The organism is Neobacillus sp. S1115 (genome assembly GCF_055385565.1).
Genome location: NZ_AP038275.1, coordinates 2,442,073 through 2,457,446 on the forward strand (window position 1 = coordinate 2,442,073; position 15,374 = coordinate 2,457,446).

Annotated in this window: 14 protein-coding genes and 1 other annotated feature; of the genes, 7 read left to right on the forward strand and 7 right to left on the reverse strand. The window is 40.1% G+C overall.

The features are described 5' to 3' along the window. Positions 1 to 164: 164 nt before the first annotated feature. Entirely contained in the window at positions 165 to 1,622 is a 1,458-nt protein-coding gene (locus ACZ5B7_RS11855) for an alanine/glycine:cation symporter family protein (RefSeq protein ID WP_464493881.1), read from the reverse strand. A 223-nt stretch (positions 1,623 to 1,845) separates the two neighbouring features. Here ACZ5B7_RS11855 and ACZ5B7_RS11860 point away from each other — a divergent pair, with 223 nt between their 5' ends. After that, positions 1,846 to 2,358 (forward strand): CBO0543 family protein, encoded by a 513-nt coding sequence (locus ACZ5B7_RS11860; protein ID WP_464493882.1) that lies wholly within the window; start codon positions 1,846 to 1,848, stop codon positions 2,356 to 2,358. Positions 2,359 to 2,416: 58 nt separating this feature from the next. On the opposite strand, the gene ACZ5B7_RS11865 is transcribed toward ACZ5B7_RS11860, so the two are convergent. The 4 genes from ACZ5B7_RS11865 to ACZ5B7_RS11880 form a co-directional block, all read right to left on the reverse strand. Next, positions 2,417 to 5,554 carry an MMPL family transporter gene (locus tag ACZ5B7_RS11865; RefSeq protein ID WP_464493883.1) on the reverse strand — a complete coding sequence of 1,046 codons (3,138 nt, stop codon included), beginning with the start codon at positions 5,552 to 5,554 and terminating at the stop codon, positions 2,417 to 2,419. Positions 5,555 to 5,557: 3 nt separating this feature from the next. After that, positions 5,558 to 6,019: a MarR family winged helix-turn-helix transcriptional regulator gene (locus ACZ5B7_RS11870; protein ID WP_464493884.1), complete on the reverse strand. Its 462-nt coding sequence runs from the start codon at positions 6,017 to 6,019 to the stop codon at positions 5,558 to 5,560. 133 nt (positions 6,020 to 6,152) lie between these two features. Beyond that, positions 6,153 to 6,353 carry a hypothetical protein gene (locus ACZ5B7_RS11875; protein ID WP_464493885.1) on the reverse strand — a complete coding sequence of 67 codons (201 nt, stop codon included), beginning with the start codon at positions 6,351 to 6,353 and terminating at the stop codon, positions 6,153 to 6,155. Between the two features lie 102 nt (positions 6,354 to 6,455). Continuing rightward, a complete protein-coding gene (locus ACZ5B7_RS11880; RefSeq protein ID WP_423802014.1) occupies positions 6,456 to 6,593 on the reverse strand; it encodes a hypothetical protein in 138 nt (45 codons plus the stop codon). A gap of 169 nt (positions 6,594 to 6,762) precedes the next feature. Further along, positions 6,763 to 6,978: a binding site (T-box leader), on the forward strand. A gap of 95 nt (positions 6,979 to 7,073) precedes the next feature. On the opposite strand from ACZ5B7_RS11880, the gene proS reads away from it, so the two are divergent. Together proS and ACZ5B7_RS11890 are read left to right on the forward strand one after the other, a co-directional pair. After that, positions 7,074 to 8,504, forward strand: a complete 1,431-nt coding sequence (gene proS / locus ACZ5B7_RS11885) for a proline--tRNA ligase (protein ID WP_464493886.1) — start codon at positions 7,074 to 7,076, stop codon at positions 8,502 to 8,504. Between the two features lie 292 nt (positions 8,505 to 8,796). Continuing rightward, entirely contained in the window at positions 8,797 to 9,357 is a 561-nt protein-coding gene (locus ACZ5B7_RS11890) for a GNAT family N-acetyltransferase (protein ID WP_464493887.1), read from the forward strand. 4 nt (positions 9,358 to 9,361) lie between these two features. Here ACZ5B7_RS11890 and ACZ5B7_RS11895 read toward each other — a convergent pair whose 3' ends face one another. Next, positions 9,362 to 9,973: a YdcF family protein gene (locus tag ACZ5B7_RS11895; protein ID WP_464494483.1), complete on the reverse strand. Its 612-nt coding sequence runs from the start codon at positions 9,971 to 9,973 to the stop codon at positions 9,362 to 9,364. Between the two features lie 222 nt (positions 9,974 to 10,195). Between ACZ5B7_RS11895 and hmpA the strand changes: the two genes are divergently transcribed. Next, on the forward strand, positions 10,196 to 11,461 hold the full coding sequence (gene hmpA, locus ACZ5B7_RS11900; RefSeq protein WP_464493888.1) for an NO-inducible flavohemoprotein: 1,266 nt from the start codon (positions 10,196 to 10,198) through the stop codon (positions 11,459 to 11,461). Positions 11,462 to 11,616: 155 nt separating this feature from the next. On the opposite strand, the gene ACZ5B7_RS11905 is transcribed toward hmpA, so the two are convergent. Beyond that, positions 11,617 to 12,465, reverse strand: coding sequence for a DegV family protein (locus ACZ5B7_RS11905; protein WP_423802018.1), 849 nt, complete (start codon positions 12,463 to 12,465; stop codon positions 11,617 to 11,619). A 215-nt stretch (positions 12,466 to 12,680) separates the two neighbouring features. On the opposite strand from ACZ5B7_RS11905, the gene ACZ5B7_RS11910 reads away from it, so the two are divergent. Genes ACZ5B7_RS11910 through ACZ5B7_RS11920 form a run of 3 tightly spaced genes read left to right on the forward strand, consistent with a single transcriptional unit; the run spans position 12,681 to position 15,357 of the window. After that, on the forward strand, positions 12,681 to 13,457 hold the full coding sequence (locus tag ACZ5B7_RS11910) for an SGNH/GDSL hydrolase family protein (protein WP_464493889.1): 777 nt from the start codon (positions 12,681 to 12,683) through the stop codon (positions 13,455 to 13,457). Between the two features lie 12 nt (positions 13,458 to 13,469). Further along, positions 13,470 to 14,384, forward strand: a complete 915-nt coding sequence (locus ACZ5B7_RS11915) for an ABC transporter ATP-binding protein (protein WP_464493890.1) — start codon at positions 13,470 to 13,472, stop codon at positions 14,382 to 14,384. Beyond that, positions 14,377 to 15,357: an ABC transporter permease gene (locus tag ACZ5B7_RS11920; protein ID WP_423802021.1), complete on the forward strand. Its 981-nt coding sequence runs from the start codon at positions 14,377 to 14,379 to the stop codon at positions 15,355 to 15,357. Before ACZ5B7_RS11915 ends, ACZ5B7_RS11920 begins: the two co-directional genes overlap by 8 nt. The last annotated feature ends 17 nt before the right edge of the window (positions 15,358 to 15,374 follow it).

The following is a 15,374-nucleotide window of genomic DNA, read 5'->3' on the forward strand; positions in this document are numbered from 1 at the left end:
TTCAAACAATTAACTCATATAAATCTATTTAAGAATAGGGAGAAACATATTGAATACATATAACAGTTTCTACGAAATAGTCCTGAAAAAGTTTCATTAAATCAAATAAAAAGGACTAACCCGAATTAAATCCGAGTTTGTCCTTTTAGATGCAAGGTAAAATATCAACCTGTCTTTTCACTTTCAAGTGGATTGTATTCCTTTTCCCAGAAGTCTGCGTCTTGAATTCCGAGTTTGACAGGGTCAAAAACAGGGTCCTTACCAGCCTTCAACTGTGACTCATAGTCTCGTAGAACCTTTAGAGCAGGTTTGGTTAACAGAAGAATGGCAATAATATTCAGCCATGCCATGCTTCCTACACCTACATCACCTAATCCCCAAGCAAGAGAAGCCGTTTTGACGCTTCCGTAGAACACCATTCCACAGATGACAACTTTAAGAACGTATTCAGTCCAAATCCGCCTTTTTTGGCCAGTAATATAGGATAGGTTCGTTTCTGCCATATAGTAATAAGCCATGATTGTAGTAAAGGCAAAGAAGAATAAAGAAACTGCAACAAATGGTGCCCCAAAACCATGGAATACCGATTCAACAGCGGCTTGCGTATAACCAGGTCCAGGCTGCATATCGCCAAGGTTATTGACAATCACAGGTTTACCTTCAGGGGCAACATTGTACATGCCGGTAATTAAGATCATAAATGCCGTGGCAGAACATACCAATAGAGTGTCTACATAAACAGAGAATGCTTGCACAATTCCTTGCTTTGCTGGGTGTGATACCTCAGCTGCAGCAGCGGCGTGCGGTCCAGTACCTTGACCTGCCTCATTTGAATATACACCACGTTTAACACCCCATGTAATAGCGGAACCGAGGATACCACCAAATGCTGCATCGGCGCCGAATGCACTGGAGAAGATGAGCTTTAGAACCCCAGGTATTTCAGAAATATTCATAAATGTGATAATCAGTGCGACTACAATATAACCTAATGCCATGAAAGGTACTACAAACTCTGCAACGCGCGCGATCCGCTTTACTCCTCCAAAAATAATAACAGCAAGGAGTGTTACGATGATAATACCAGTAATTGCTGGGCTGATTCCGAAAGCGTTTTCAACACTTAAGGCAATACTATTTGCCTGAACACCAGGCAGTAGAACGCCTGTAGCGACGACTGTTACAATGGCGAATAGTACAGCATACCATTTTATACCTAATCCTTTTTCTATATAGTATGCAGGACCGCCGCGGAATTGGCCATCTTTTTTAACTTTATAAACCTGACCTAAAGCGGATTCAACAAAAGCTGACCCAGCTCCTAAGAACGCCATCATCCACATCCAGAACACGGCACCAGGACCGCCAAAGGCAATCGCTGTCGCTACACCGGCAATGTTACCAGTTCCAACTCTTCCGGATAGAGCGAGAGATAATGCTTGGAACGATGAAATCCCCGCTTCTGATTTTTGACCTTTAAACATTAATTTGAAAATGTCTTTCATGTGTCTGACTTGTAGGAATCTAGTAATAATAGAATAAAACAATCCTACTCCCAGACATAAAAAGATTAATGCTTGACTCCAGATAATATCATTCAGCCAATTTACTAAATTCTCCATAAATCTCCCCCTTTATCTTTTGGCTTTTCTATTATATAACAGGGTTTCTATAAAATAAAGAATATTTTATATCTTTGAAATATTTATTATATACTTGTTTCACCACTTTGCGAAAACGCTCTCATAATTAAGGTATTATTAACTAGTTTTAAATAAGAAGAGGAATTTGCTGAGGAATAAAATTTACATTTACTGGGATTATAAAATCTGAAGGAGAGTTTTTATGATTGCCATTATCTATTCGATTCTTTGGGTAATTGCTGCCTTTAAACTGGCAGATAGGGAATGGAAACAATATTATCCCACTATTTTATTTTCCTCACTGGGGAATGCATTATACGAAATTATTTGCTATAAATACCAGCTTTGGCAGATGGAACCAAATGGATTGCCGGCAGCCATCATTCCGATGATGCTACTTATATTAATAGGAATGCCCTTGTCTACTTGGATTTTTTTATCAAAATATCCCTTTGGTAAAAGATTTTCGATTCAAGCAATGTATATCGGTTTTTATGTAGTGATGTTCCTCGTGCTCGAATATGTGTCAATAAAAATAGGAGCGATCACTTATCATCATAATTGGAATTTATTTTGGTCAGGCATATTTGTTATTGTCATGTTCCTTGTACTAAGAATTCATTACTCCAAACCACTGATGGCATTATTTATTTCTGTAATCTTCAGCTTCTTCTTAATTTTTGTTTTTGATGTCAGCCTTGATAAAATGAAATAATAAAGAAAGCACGCTGGATTTCAGCGTGCTTTTTCGTTCGTATGATAGTACATTGGCGTCATTTTCTAAATGGCCACCAGTTGGCTTCTCCAAAGGTTCGCACCATAACTGGTACAAACAGCGGAAGAACCACTAAGGCGTATAAGGCAAGACCAATTAATAGAATCGTAGCAATTTCTAGTAATGATAAAACACCGGAAGGCATCATCGCTGCGAACGTTCCGCCCAAGATGACAGCTGCTGAAACGATGACTGTCCCCATCTTCTTCATTGATTCAAGAATGGCTTTTTCAACAGGTAAATCACGATACTCGTTAAAGCGATCCATTAAGAAAATACTGTAGTCGATTCCAAGCGCAACGAGAATAACAAAGGCAAAGAATGGTACAGCCCAGCTGATGCCTGTGTATCCTAGCCAGTTTACAAAAATATATTCAGAGATTGACATTGATGTATAGTAGGTTAAGACCAAAGAGCCGATTAGGTAAATTGGCATTATCAATGAACGGAGCAGGATGATCAGGATGATTCCGATTCCTGCAAGCATTAAAATAACAGTTCTGGAATAGTCGCCTTTGGAAATGGTATCCAAATCATGGTGCATGCTCGAAACCCCGCCAATAGCAACCTTTGCATTTTCAAGCTTGGTGTCTTTAACTGCACGTTTTACAGCATCTTTTATGACTGGTATTCTGTTTATCGCCTCATTAGAGTATGGATTCTTATTAAAGACAACATCAATCGTCATGACCTTGCGATTCTTTGACATATAGGCATTCAGAACTTTCGAAAAATCATTGCTGTCCAAAACATCCTGAGGGATATAAAAACCAATTTGCTGCTGCTTGGATACATCGGCCATATAATCTTGGGCACTTACCAGCCCATTTGAGACTTGGTTTAATCCATCGGCACTTCGATTTAACCCGTCAGAAAGCTGGTTAATTTGGCTGCCGATATTTTCAAACCCGGAAAGCAGTTCCTGCTGGCCATTATTGATGCCATCCAGACCGCCTGTAAACTTCGGCATGTTTGCGACGATTTGTCCCTGGCCGTCTTCCATTTGATATAAACCAGACTCAAGTGCCGTAATTCCCGGAAGGAGCTGTTCCATACCTCTGATTAATTGTTCTTGTCCGGAAATCAGTTTCACAAATTCGCTATTGGCCGTATTAAGACCGTTTTGTGCTTCTTTAAGGCCTGCGTTAAGTTGATTCAAGCCTGCAGCTAGCTGCTGTGCTGCCGCATAGGCCCCAGGAGCATCCGGCGTACCTGGGATGCCTTCAATTGTCGCCTTAATAGTTTGGTAGTCTTGACTATTCTGGACAATCGGATAATCTGTTTCCAACTGATTAAAATTAGCTTGCAAATTAAGGCTGCTGCTTAGTAATTCCAACCCAGCGGCCGTTTTTTGATAATTGATTAATAGGGTGCCCAGCCCAGTTTCTGTTTGTTGATAGCCCGCAAGTAATTGTTTGCTTCCATCTAAAGCTTTTTGAGAATTAATTTTGATTTGGGTTAAGCCTTCTTTTATTTGTGTTGAACCTAAAGAACCTTGTTTAAGTCCTGTTTCGATATCTGAAAGGCCGCTTTGAACCTTGGCCAAATTTGTTTTGATTTCTTTCGTGCCTGAGATTAATTGGCTGATTCCAGCTGTTGCCTGCTCCATTTTTGGCTGATTAGCTGCCATCTGGGTGCTTGCTTCAGATAGCCCGCCGCTGATTTGTTTAATCCCGTCATTTCCTTTGCCAAGTCCGTCCTCAAGGCTTGCCACCTGCTTGGAAATATAAAAATCGTCAATTGGTTTGCCGGTCGGGCGGGTGACAGAACGGACGGTTTTGACATCATTAACTTTTTTGAGTTCTTGACTGATTTTTTCGGTAATTGACAAATATTCCGTGGTGTTCATTTTATCGTCATTTTTAATGACAATTTGTGTCGGCATAGATTCACCAGGACCGAATGAATCCGCAATTATATTAAAACCCTTAATAGATGGATATTCATCGCTGATTTCTTCAAGCGAATTAAATGACAATTGATCCTTATACGTGAATAGGAAAGGTATTGCGATAATGGCAACAAGAATAAAAGCAATCAATGGACGTTTCAGGGCAAAGTTCCCTATTACACCCCATAGCTTACTATCGCTATGCTCAAGCTTGCCTTTTGCCGGCCAAAACAATTTTTTTCCAAGGACTGCCATGAAAAATGGCACCACCGTGATGATTGCGATTAATAAAATCGCTACTCCAACGGCCACAGCAGCGGCGGATTTGTATAGCTGGAAGGTGGATAAACCTATCGAAGCAAATCCGATTAAAACAGCGACACCGCTAAAAAAGACCGTTTTTCCAGCTGTTTTGTATGTTTTAACGATGGCCTCTGTTACATTTTCACCCGCAGACAATTCCTCTTTAAAGCGGCTTAAGAGCAGGATGCAATAATCCGTTCCAATCCCGAAGAGGACGGCAACCAAGAAAATCTGTGTAAAGGTTGATAATGGAAAGTTCAATTTATCTACTAAAATAGCAACAATGGATTGTGCTGTCAGATAGCTAAATCCTACCGTTATCAAAGGAATAATAGGGGCCACTACTGATCTGAAGACAAGCAGCAACACGGCTAAAATGAAAACTACCGTTATGCCTTCGGTTTTTTTCAGTCCTTCCTGAGAGTTTGTGACGAGGTCCTCGCCAATCACCCAGCCGCCTGTATAGTAATGATCAAGTTTGACATCATCAATCGCTTTATTTAATTCTTTGACAATTTCCTTTGCTTCCCTATTATTCGAAGTCACTTTAATGGAAACTAGGATTGTTTTGCCGTCCTTTGAAACCAGCTGGTCCTTCAGTTCCTCTTGAGTGAAATGGGTGAGGATTTCAGTGATTCCGAGCGTCTCCTTATTTCTTTCTAGTTCTTTGACAGCTTTCTCAGCATCAGCGAAGTCGTCCTTCGTTAATTTTTTTTCACTATGGAAGACAAGCGCCGTTTGCAGGGAATTACCCTTATTTTCACTTGATTGAACATCCTTGAGAATTTTTTCGGCAAGGGTGGAGGGGTAGCCTTCTGGAACGGAAATTTGTCCTTTCTCTCGAACGAGATTTTCCATATTTGGCGCAGCCATAAAAAGCGCAGCAATGACTGCAATCCAAGCGATTAAGATAAACCATTTCCCCTTAATGATGGCTCTCACTTGTTATTCCCCCAGTTCTTCCTGTTTCTTGTTGTCTAAAATTTGTGCTAATTTTTCATACGTGTTAATAAAAGTTGTGATTTCGGTTTCATCGAACTGGGTAATGATAGACTCAACTAATTGATGAACCTTTTCCAGGGCACTTTGAAACAGTTCGACGCCTTCTTTTGTTAGTGTTAAATAAACCACTCTGCGATCTTTTTCGTCTCTAGTTCTTTGTATCAAGCCTCTATCAGTCATTCGATTGATGATGGCTGTTATTGCACTTTTATTGACCTGAAAAACTTCGGCCAATTCCGTTGAGGTACATTCTCCTTTCTGGTGGATATACCTTAAGATGTAGTGCTGGTCATTGGTCAATTCGTTTCCAAGTTGATTTTTAATTAAGGCTTCTGCTTTTTTATGTACCTGAAAGGAAATGTTTACATAGCGGTCAATTAAATCCTGGATTGTGTTGTTATCCATTTTGCTTTCCCCCCATTACTTTACGAAAAAAATAGTTAACTTATTGAACTATTCACCTGTTAAACTATATAACAAAGTAAATATTGTGTCAATTAGGAACAAACAGCAAAAAAAGACCCTGATTGTATAACAATCAAGGCCATTGCTCCATATGCTTTTGTAATTTTTTCTTATTCTTGATTCTTTTGATTAGATATATACCGGCTATCAATGCCAGTACATTTAATGAATCGCCAAAGTTAATTGTTACACTGAATTGGTTATTCACCTTAATATCATTTTTATTGTTTGTTGTACTAGGACCACTTTTAATTTCCAGTTCTTTCTTTACCACTAGCATGCCCCCTAAAATCTATCATTTCTCTATTAATCATATTCAGGGAGGGGGAAATAATGCTAGATTTTAAAAAAGAGGTTTATGAAACAAATTGAGGAATCATCCTTCATTTTTTTCTTTATCAACGGCATTTTTAAAAATACGTTTCAGGGCTTCATTTTGCATTCTCATGTATTCAAGCAATGCTTCTTTTTCTTCCTCATCGAGCACGAGTTCATCCTTTTTTTCCTTTTCCATGCAAATCACCCCAATTTAGCTATTAATAGCATTTTAACTGATTCGGAACGTCGATTAAAGTAGTATTAAAAATTAAAAAAAGGCAATAATGGTTGATGTTGAGAAAAATATTCTTATGAAGGAATTGACTTTTAGCTAAGGGAAATATATAATTTTTTCAAAAATATAACTAGAAACAATGACGGGGATTAGTAAAATGAAAAGGTCTTACCAAGAGAGGAAACCATTGGTGTGAGGTTTCTTAAGACGGTCATTTGAACCTGCCTCCCGAGTTCTGTATCGGATGGATTGAAGATACATGCGGATCAAATCCGTTATCATGCAAAGAGTTTAAAGCATTTGCTTTATGAATTTAGGGTGGTACCGCCAGGCCTTGGTCCCTTTTTTAGGATCAAGGCCTTTTTATATGCAAAAAGCTAAATGCGTCTAAAACAGGCGCTGGAGCGGGAAATATTTTTCAGAAAATGATGAGGTGTCAAAATGGCTAAGGAATTTGTAAAAGATATTACTGCGATGGATGAGGACTTCGCGCAGTGGTATACAGATGTTGTTACTAAAGCAGATTTAATCGATTATTCAAGCGTCCGCGGTTCGATGATTATCCGCCCATATGGGTTTGCCTTATGGGATAATATCAAAAATGAACTGGACCGCCGCATTAAAGAAACAGGGCATGAAAATGTGTATATGCCATTATTTATTCCAGAAAGCCTGTTGCAGAAGGAGAAGGACCACGTGGAAGGGTTTGCGCCTGAAGTTGCTTGGGTGACCCACGGCGGTTCCGAAGAATTGACGGAACGATTGGTCGTCCGTCCAACTTCAGAGGTCCTATTCTGTGAGCATTATAGTAATATCATTCATTCCTACCGCGACCTGCCAAAGCTATATAACCAATGGGCAAACGTCGTCCGCTGGGAGAAAACAACCCGTCCATTCTTACGGACATTAGAATTCTTGTGGCAGGAAGGCCATACTGCCCATGCAACTGATGAAGATGCGATGGAAGAAACCATCAAAATGCTGAATGTGTATGCTGATGTACTTGAGAACACTCTAGCGATTCCTGTTGTAAAAGGGGAAAAAACGGAAAAGGAAAAATTCGCTGGGGCAAAACATACCTTTACGGTTGAAAGCTTAATGCATGATGGTAAAGCATTGCAATCCGGTACTTCCCACCACTTTGGCACTGGCTTTGCTGAAGCATTTGGGATTCAGTACACTGATAAGGACGGAAAGCTTCAATATGTCCATCAAACATCATGGGGCTTTACAACTCGTGTAATCGGCGCCTTAATCATGGTGCACGGCGACGACCGCGGTCTTGTGATTCCGCCAAAGGCAGCGCCAACTCAAGTCATGATAGTGCCAATTGCACAGCATAAAGAGGGCGTACTGGACTTTGCATATGACTTGAAAAATTCCCTTGGCAAAGTGGCTCGTGTCGATATCGATGCCAGCGACAAAAAGCCAGGCTGGAAGTTCAATGAGTACGAAATGAAAGGTATTCCTGTTCGTTTGGAAGTTGGTCCAAAGGATATTGAAAACAAGCAGGTAGTTTTGGTACGCCGGGACACTTTGGAAAAAATCATCGTTTCAATGGATCAACTAGAAGAGAAGCTTGTAGCGCTGCTTGAGGAGATTCAGTCGAACCTGTACAACAAAGCGTTAAAGCATCGTGAAGAAAGAACATCGGTTGCGACTACACTTGCTGAATTAAAGGAATCTTTAGAAACAAAGCCAGGATTTATCAAAGCAATGTGGTGCGGCGAGTTAGCCTGCGAGGAAAAAATCAAAGAAGATACCGGCGCTACTTCACGTTGTATCCCATTTGAACAAGAAAAAGTATCAGATAAATGCGTTTGCTGCGGAAAAGATGCAGATCAGATGGTTTACTGGGCAAAAGCATATTAAAAAATACCTTTTTGGGGGGCTCTTTCAATGGGAGGGGCCCTTCTTTTTTGCGGTTTTGCTGCCTTATAACCAGTCTCTTGACGACATAAAGGAGGATATCAGCGAATTTTTTCGGGATATCAGCGGATTTTTAATTATATCAGCGAATTCATAAATTTATCAGCGAATCTCCAGTAGATATCAGCGGATTTTCAAATATATCAGCGAATCGCCAAATTTTCAGTGTCGCCTATCCAGTAAAAAGGATTTTTTACATGGTATATCGAACTTTACATAATTGGAGGTGCACAAAATGAAACCTATCTTAATGGATTTCTCAGAAGAATTTTACACAGAAAGATTAGTTATTCGTAAGCCGATGCCGGGTGACGGAAAAGCGGTTTATGAGGCAATGCAGGCTTCCTTGACCGAACTGAAGCCGTGGATGCCTTGGGCGCACCGCGATCAAACGCCAGAAGAGGTAGAGGCCAACATGCGTGAAGCGCATGCGAAGTTTCTCACTAGAGAAGATCTAAGATTGCATATATTTCATAAAGAAACCGGTGAATTTATTGCATCTTCCGGATTGCATAGGATCAACTGGGATGTTCCCAAATTTGAAATTGGCTACTGGATTGATACAAGGCATAGCGGAAAGGGTTACATAACGGAAGCGGTTGAGGGTATTACCAATTTTGCTTTTCAGGAATTGAAAGCCAAGCGGGTAGAAATCCGCTGCGATTCCAAAAACGCGAAAAGCCGGGCCATTCCAGAACGTCTGGGATTTGACCTGGAAGGCATTTTAAAAAATGATAGTATTTCTGTTGTTGGAAATGAACCAAGAGATACATGTGTTTTTGCCAAAATAAAATAAAGTATCAAAAAAACTCGACCAAAAGTCGAGTTTTTAAATTAGCCAGGGACGTAACTAAATAATATTTTGTAATCGCCAAATATTCACGAATATATGATTTTGGGACAGCGATCAACGGTGTTTCCGCTGGAAGCCCTTGTACCTTAAGGTTGGCGTCAACGGCAAGTGACAAGGCACGATAGAGATGAAAGTCATTCGTTACTACAACACCATCTTTAGCAGATGTCGGAATGAGCTTTTTTGAAAAACGAATATTTTCATATGTATTAGTTGATTTACCTTCTAAAACAATCCGAGATTCGTTAATCCCAAGTTTCTGTAGTTCTCTTTTTATACATTCAGCTTCAGATATATCCTCTCCGGGACCTTGCCCTCCTGAAGCAATGGCTATGGTGCTCGGGTTTTTCTTTAAATATACGGCAGCTGCATCTATTCGGCTAGCTAATGTTAACGATGGTTCGGTACCTTTCACTCTAGCGCCAAGAACAATTAGGTAATCCGCATTTTTAGCAGGAACTACACCATAATTTAAGGATATCTTATATTGTAAAAAGGCTGCATAAATGATCCCCGCCGCAAATATTACCCAAAACAATAAAACTACTTTTTTTCGAATCCTTTTCATTGATTTCGCACCTCAACAATTTACCAATCCTTTTTATTTTACATTATAAATGAATTGACTGGAAAATTTTCCGACTAAAGTCATAGTCCGAATTATTCAAAAATAACAATATGTGATTTACATCACTTTTTCTCAGTGATTTCTATCATATAATTCACTACGGATATATATTTCACTACATTTATAGTGGAAACACAAAGAGGAGTGACAATAATGTTAGACCAAAAAACAATCGAGATTATTAAATCAACAGTTCCAGTTTTAGAACAACACGGTGAAAAAATTACGACACGCTTTTATCAGCTTATGTTCGGGAACCATCCTGAATTATTGAACATTTTCAATCACGCTAACCAAAAACAGGGAAGACAACAAAAAGCTCTTGCCGGAACGGTTTATGCTGCGGCAATGTATATTGACAATCTTGAAGCCATTATTCCTGTGGTCAAACAAATTGCCCACAAGCATAGAAGCCTCGGCATCAAACCCGAGCATTATCCGATTGTCGGAAAACATTTGCTGCTTGCTATCAAGGATGTTTTAGGAGATGCAGCAACTGATGAAATCATCGATGCCTGGGCTCAAGCCTATGAAGTAATCGCAGGTGCCTTCATCGGTGTGGAAGCAGAAATGTATGGTCAAGCCGCTAATCAATCAGGCGGCTGGGACGGTTTCCGCAACTTTATCGTTGACCGTAAAGTGATCGAAAGTGATGTCATTACATCCTTCTATTTAAAGCCTGAAGACCAAAAAGAAATTGCCGGCTTTGAACCAGGTCAATATATTAGTATTTTACTAGAGATTAAAGGGGAAAAGTTTACCCATATCCGTCAATACAGCCTTTCAGATGCTCCAGGAAAAGATTACTATCGTATCAGCGTGAAACGCGAGGCAGGTACTCCAAATCCGGATGGAGTCGTATCTAATTACCTTCATGATGAAGTAAAAGAAGGAGACATTTTAAAGGTAAGTGCGCCAGCAGGGGATTTTGTGTTAAATACTGAAAAAACCAATCCGGTCGTATTACTTAGCGGCGGTGTAGGTTTAACGCCAATGATGAGCATGTTAAAAACAGTGGTAGAACTTCAGCCGGAAAGAAAGGTTACCTTCGTCCATGCGGCAGCAAATGGTAATGTCCATGCGCTTAGGGAAGAAGTTGAAGAACTTGCACAGCTTGACAATGTAAATACCTGCATTTTTTATGATTCCCCAACAGAAGATGATCGCCAAAACAATCGTTTCGATGTTGAAGGCTATGTGACACGTGAATGGCTGCAAGAGAATGTAGCAATTGAAGATGCTGAATTCTATTTCTGCGGACCGGTTCCATTTATGAAGGCCATTAATGGCTCTTTAAAAGGACTTGGGGTAACTGAAGAGAGAATCCACTTTGAATTCTTTGGACCAATGGGAAGTTTAGAAAATAACGAAAAGGATACAGCCATTGCCGAACGGTCTGAGGAGTTAGTTACAGTTTAATAAACAAAAACCCGAATTTCCAAGAATGGAATTCGGGTTTTATTTTTAGCTAATAGGAAAGTATAAATTTTCACAAATTTATACTTTCCTAACGCATAAATTCAACTACGCCTCTGTCTTCGTCCTATCGGACTCGCCAATCGGCGAGTTTTCATTTATTCGCATACCCAGGAAAGACCTGTCGTCCCGACCCCAGTATGAACTCCTGCAACGGTTATCAACATCATAATCTCAGTTTTTAAATTTGGGAAGGTTTCGTTAAGTAATTTCTCCAGTTCTGATGCCTTTTTTGAATCGTTTGCGTGAAGAATAGCCGCTTTTTGGACCTTTTTTGTTTCCAAATCTTCTTTTAATGTCTTTATTAGCCAAGCAAAGGCTTTTTTATCGGAACGGACTTTGTCTTTAATTTTTGCCGTACCTTCCTCGATGGCTAATATCGGCTTGATATTTAGAAGAGATGCTAGTATTTTTTGTCCGCCTGAGACGCGGCCGCTTTTGTGCAGCTGATCGAGATTAGAAGGGACTAAAAATAGTCGCGTATGGTCACGCAAAGCATTTAGCCGGTTTACAACTTCTTCAATCTCGAGTCCTTGTTCAACAAGCTCAATCCCTCTTTTAACAATAAAGGAAAGTGGATATGAACCTGTAAGAGAATCAATAGCGTAAAGTTTAAAGCCAGCCATATTAGCGGCTAAAACGGAAGTTTGATAGGTACCGGTTAGAACACTTGATGCATGGACAGCAATCCCGAAATCATATTCCTCTTTCAACTTCTCATAGAGCTCTACGAAATCATTGATGGACGGCTGGGAAGATTGGAATTTCCCATCCTCATTTTTCATTCGCTCGTAAAATTCCTCTTGAGTAATATCAATCGTTTCCTTATAAAATTCGTCGTTAATAACAACATGCAGCGGGATAACATGTATGTCATTCTTCTCAATAAATTCCTTAGAGAGAGAAGATGTTGTATCGGTAATCCATGCAATCTTTGCCTTGTTCATAAGTCCTCTTCCTTCCGCGTAATTCAATAGATGTAATAGCTTACATTTCTAAATAGCAAATCATGTAGTTTTCATAACTACATAAAAGATACTAGAATCGTATTGTAGAGTCAATAAATATTTTAAGTTTCGCTTAAAATTCATATTCTCAAATTTGCTTCCCAAACAATTAGTGTTTAAATTAAAGATAGAAGAAGGGCAGAAAGGATGAATATATGAGTAAGAATTCAATTCGGGCGATAACGGGCGTGGCAGCCCTCCTTTGTCTCCTCTGGCTGGTAGGACTCGGTTGGGCAGTTGGGGAGAATTATGCAGGTACATCGGAAAATATGTCTAAGCCATCCGTTTCGGAGCAGAAAGTTGACCAGAAAAAGGGATTAACCGTAGTGGCTCTTGGGGATTCCTTAACACGAGGAACTGGTGATGAGACGGGTAAAGGCTATGTAGGTGTCCTAGTAGACGAAATCAAGGAAAAAACCAAAAAGTCTGTCCAACTGACCAACCTCGGCATTAATGGCCAAAGATCGGACCAGCTTCGCAACCAGGTTCAGGAGGAGGAGGTCGGAAGACAAATCCAAAAAGCAGATGTTGTGCTAGTGACAATCGGCGGTAACGATTTGTTTCGAGGCGGACAGGGGTTAATGGATTTTCAAGCGGAGGATATAACCGCCATTGAAAAAAAATATCTGGATAATTTGAATTTTATTTTCACAGAAATACGCAAACACAATCAGACTGCCAATGTGTTCTTTGTTGGTTTGTACAATCCTTTCATTGAATTAAATCAAGGAAAAGAAATGTCAAAAGTTGTTCGGAAATGGAATTACGATAGCGCTGAAATTAGTGCCTTATTCCCTAAAATCGTATTTGTTCCGACGTTCGATTTATTTGAATTGAAGGTAAATGATTATTTATATTCGGATAAGTTCCATCCGAATCAAAAAGGGTATCGGTTAATAGCTGAACGAGTTGCTGCATTGATGACATGGTAAGGAGTTAAACCGATGGAGAAAAAAATAACATTGTCCGTTAAGGATTTGAAAAAAGTAATCGGGCGTAGAGAGATTATCAGGGGATTGAGCTTTGAATTGCGGGAAGGAGAAGTATTTGGCTTCCTCGGGCCAAATGGCGCAGGCAAAACAACGACAATCCGTATGCTAGTCGGTCTAATCAAACCGACCTCCGGAACTATTCACATTTGTGGTTTTAACATTAGAGAGCATTTTCAAAAGGCAATGGAAAATTTGGGCTGTATTGTCGAAAATCCAGAATTATACCCATATTTGTCGGGTTATAATAACCTGCTTCATTTTGCTCGCATGCTTGATGGGATCGGCGAAGAACGCATTAAGGAAGTGACGGAGCTTGTTGGCTTGACCGAAAGAATTCATGATAAAGTAAAAACTTACTCACTTGGTATGCGGCAGCGCCTGGGAATTGCCCAAGCACTATTAGGAAATCCGAAGGTGCTGATTCTGGATGAGCCTACTAACGGACTAGATCCCGCCGGAATTCGTGAAATGCGGGAATTTATCCGCTTTTTGGCCGAACAGGAAGGATTGAGTGTCCTTGTCTCGAGCCATTTATTAAGTGAAGTTCAGTTATTGTGTGACCGGGTTGCCATTATTTCAAAGGGTGCCATCATACGCATAGATACAGTTGAAAAGTTGTTATCAAATCGTGAAAGAGTCGTCTGGCGGCTTGCGCCGATTGACAAAGGAAAACAAGTATTAGCAGCTTTGACAGCAATAGAAGAAAAAGAAGACGGCACCATTTTAACAGAGTTTGACGAACAAAGAACGCCTGAGTGGAATAAACAGCTTGTTGAAGCTGGGGTTTCGGTAATTGAATTCCATCGAAAGCTTCCTGTGCTCGAAGATTTGTTCCTTGAGCTTACTGGGGGTGAGACAATTGCATAAATTGATTCAAAATGAAATGCTCAAGCTGATAGCCAAGAAACGATTAATCGTTATTGCCATCATCATTGGCGTTCTTGTCATGTTGTTTACTTATGCTCAATATAAGCAGATTGAAACGCAGCGGGAGAAATTGGGCACCAGTGATTGGCGGACCATCCTTCAGCAGCAGATTGTCGACACCACCAACCGTTTATCGAGCAGCCGGATTTCAGACGAATGGAAAAAACAGCTGCAAATCTCGCTTCAGCAGCAGCAGTATTACCTTGAACATGATATTAATCCCTCAGAACCCGGGGCACCTACTTTTATGAGGATTTTTCTGGAAAATTCGATTGACCTGTTTATTCCTTTAATGGTGATGGTTATAGCCAGTGACTTGGTTTCCTCTGAGCATAGTCTTGGCACTGTCAAACTGCTCTTAACCCGGCCTGTGAAAAGATGGAAAATACTTTTAAGCAAATACATAACACTATGCCTTGCCGTTTCATTAATTATTGCCATTGCCGGAATTCTCTCATATGGTATTTCCGGACTTGTTTTCGGATACAAAGGGTGGGGCGCACCGATCCTGACTGGATTCAGCGTTACCGATACCGGGTTAAATACATCTGAAGTAAGGCTGTTAAGTCTGTGGAAGTTTTTATTAATGGATTTTGGACTTGTTTGGTTCGTAGCTATCGTCGTTGGCACCTTGTCGTTTATGTTATCGGTTTTAATCCGCAGTACCGCGGCAGGGATGGGGGTTATGCTGGCAGCCTTAATTTCCGGGGCGATATTAAATAATATGGTTTCATCATGGAAATCAGCCAAATTCTTTTTTATGGTGAATTTAAGACTGACAGACTATATGAAGGGGAACGCACCGCCAATTGAAGGTATGACGCTGTCGTTTTCATTGCTCACCCTCTTAGTGTGGTGGGCGGCAGCATTAATGGTATCGTTTATGGTCTTTACAAAGAGGGATGTTTACTAAATTAAAATTTGATAGAA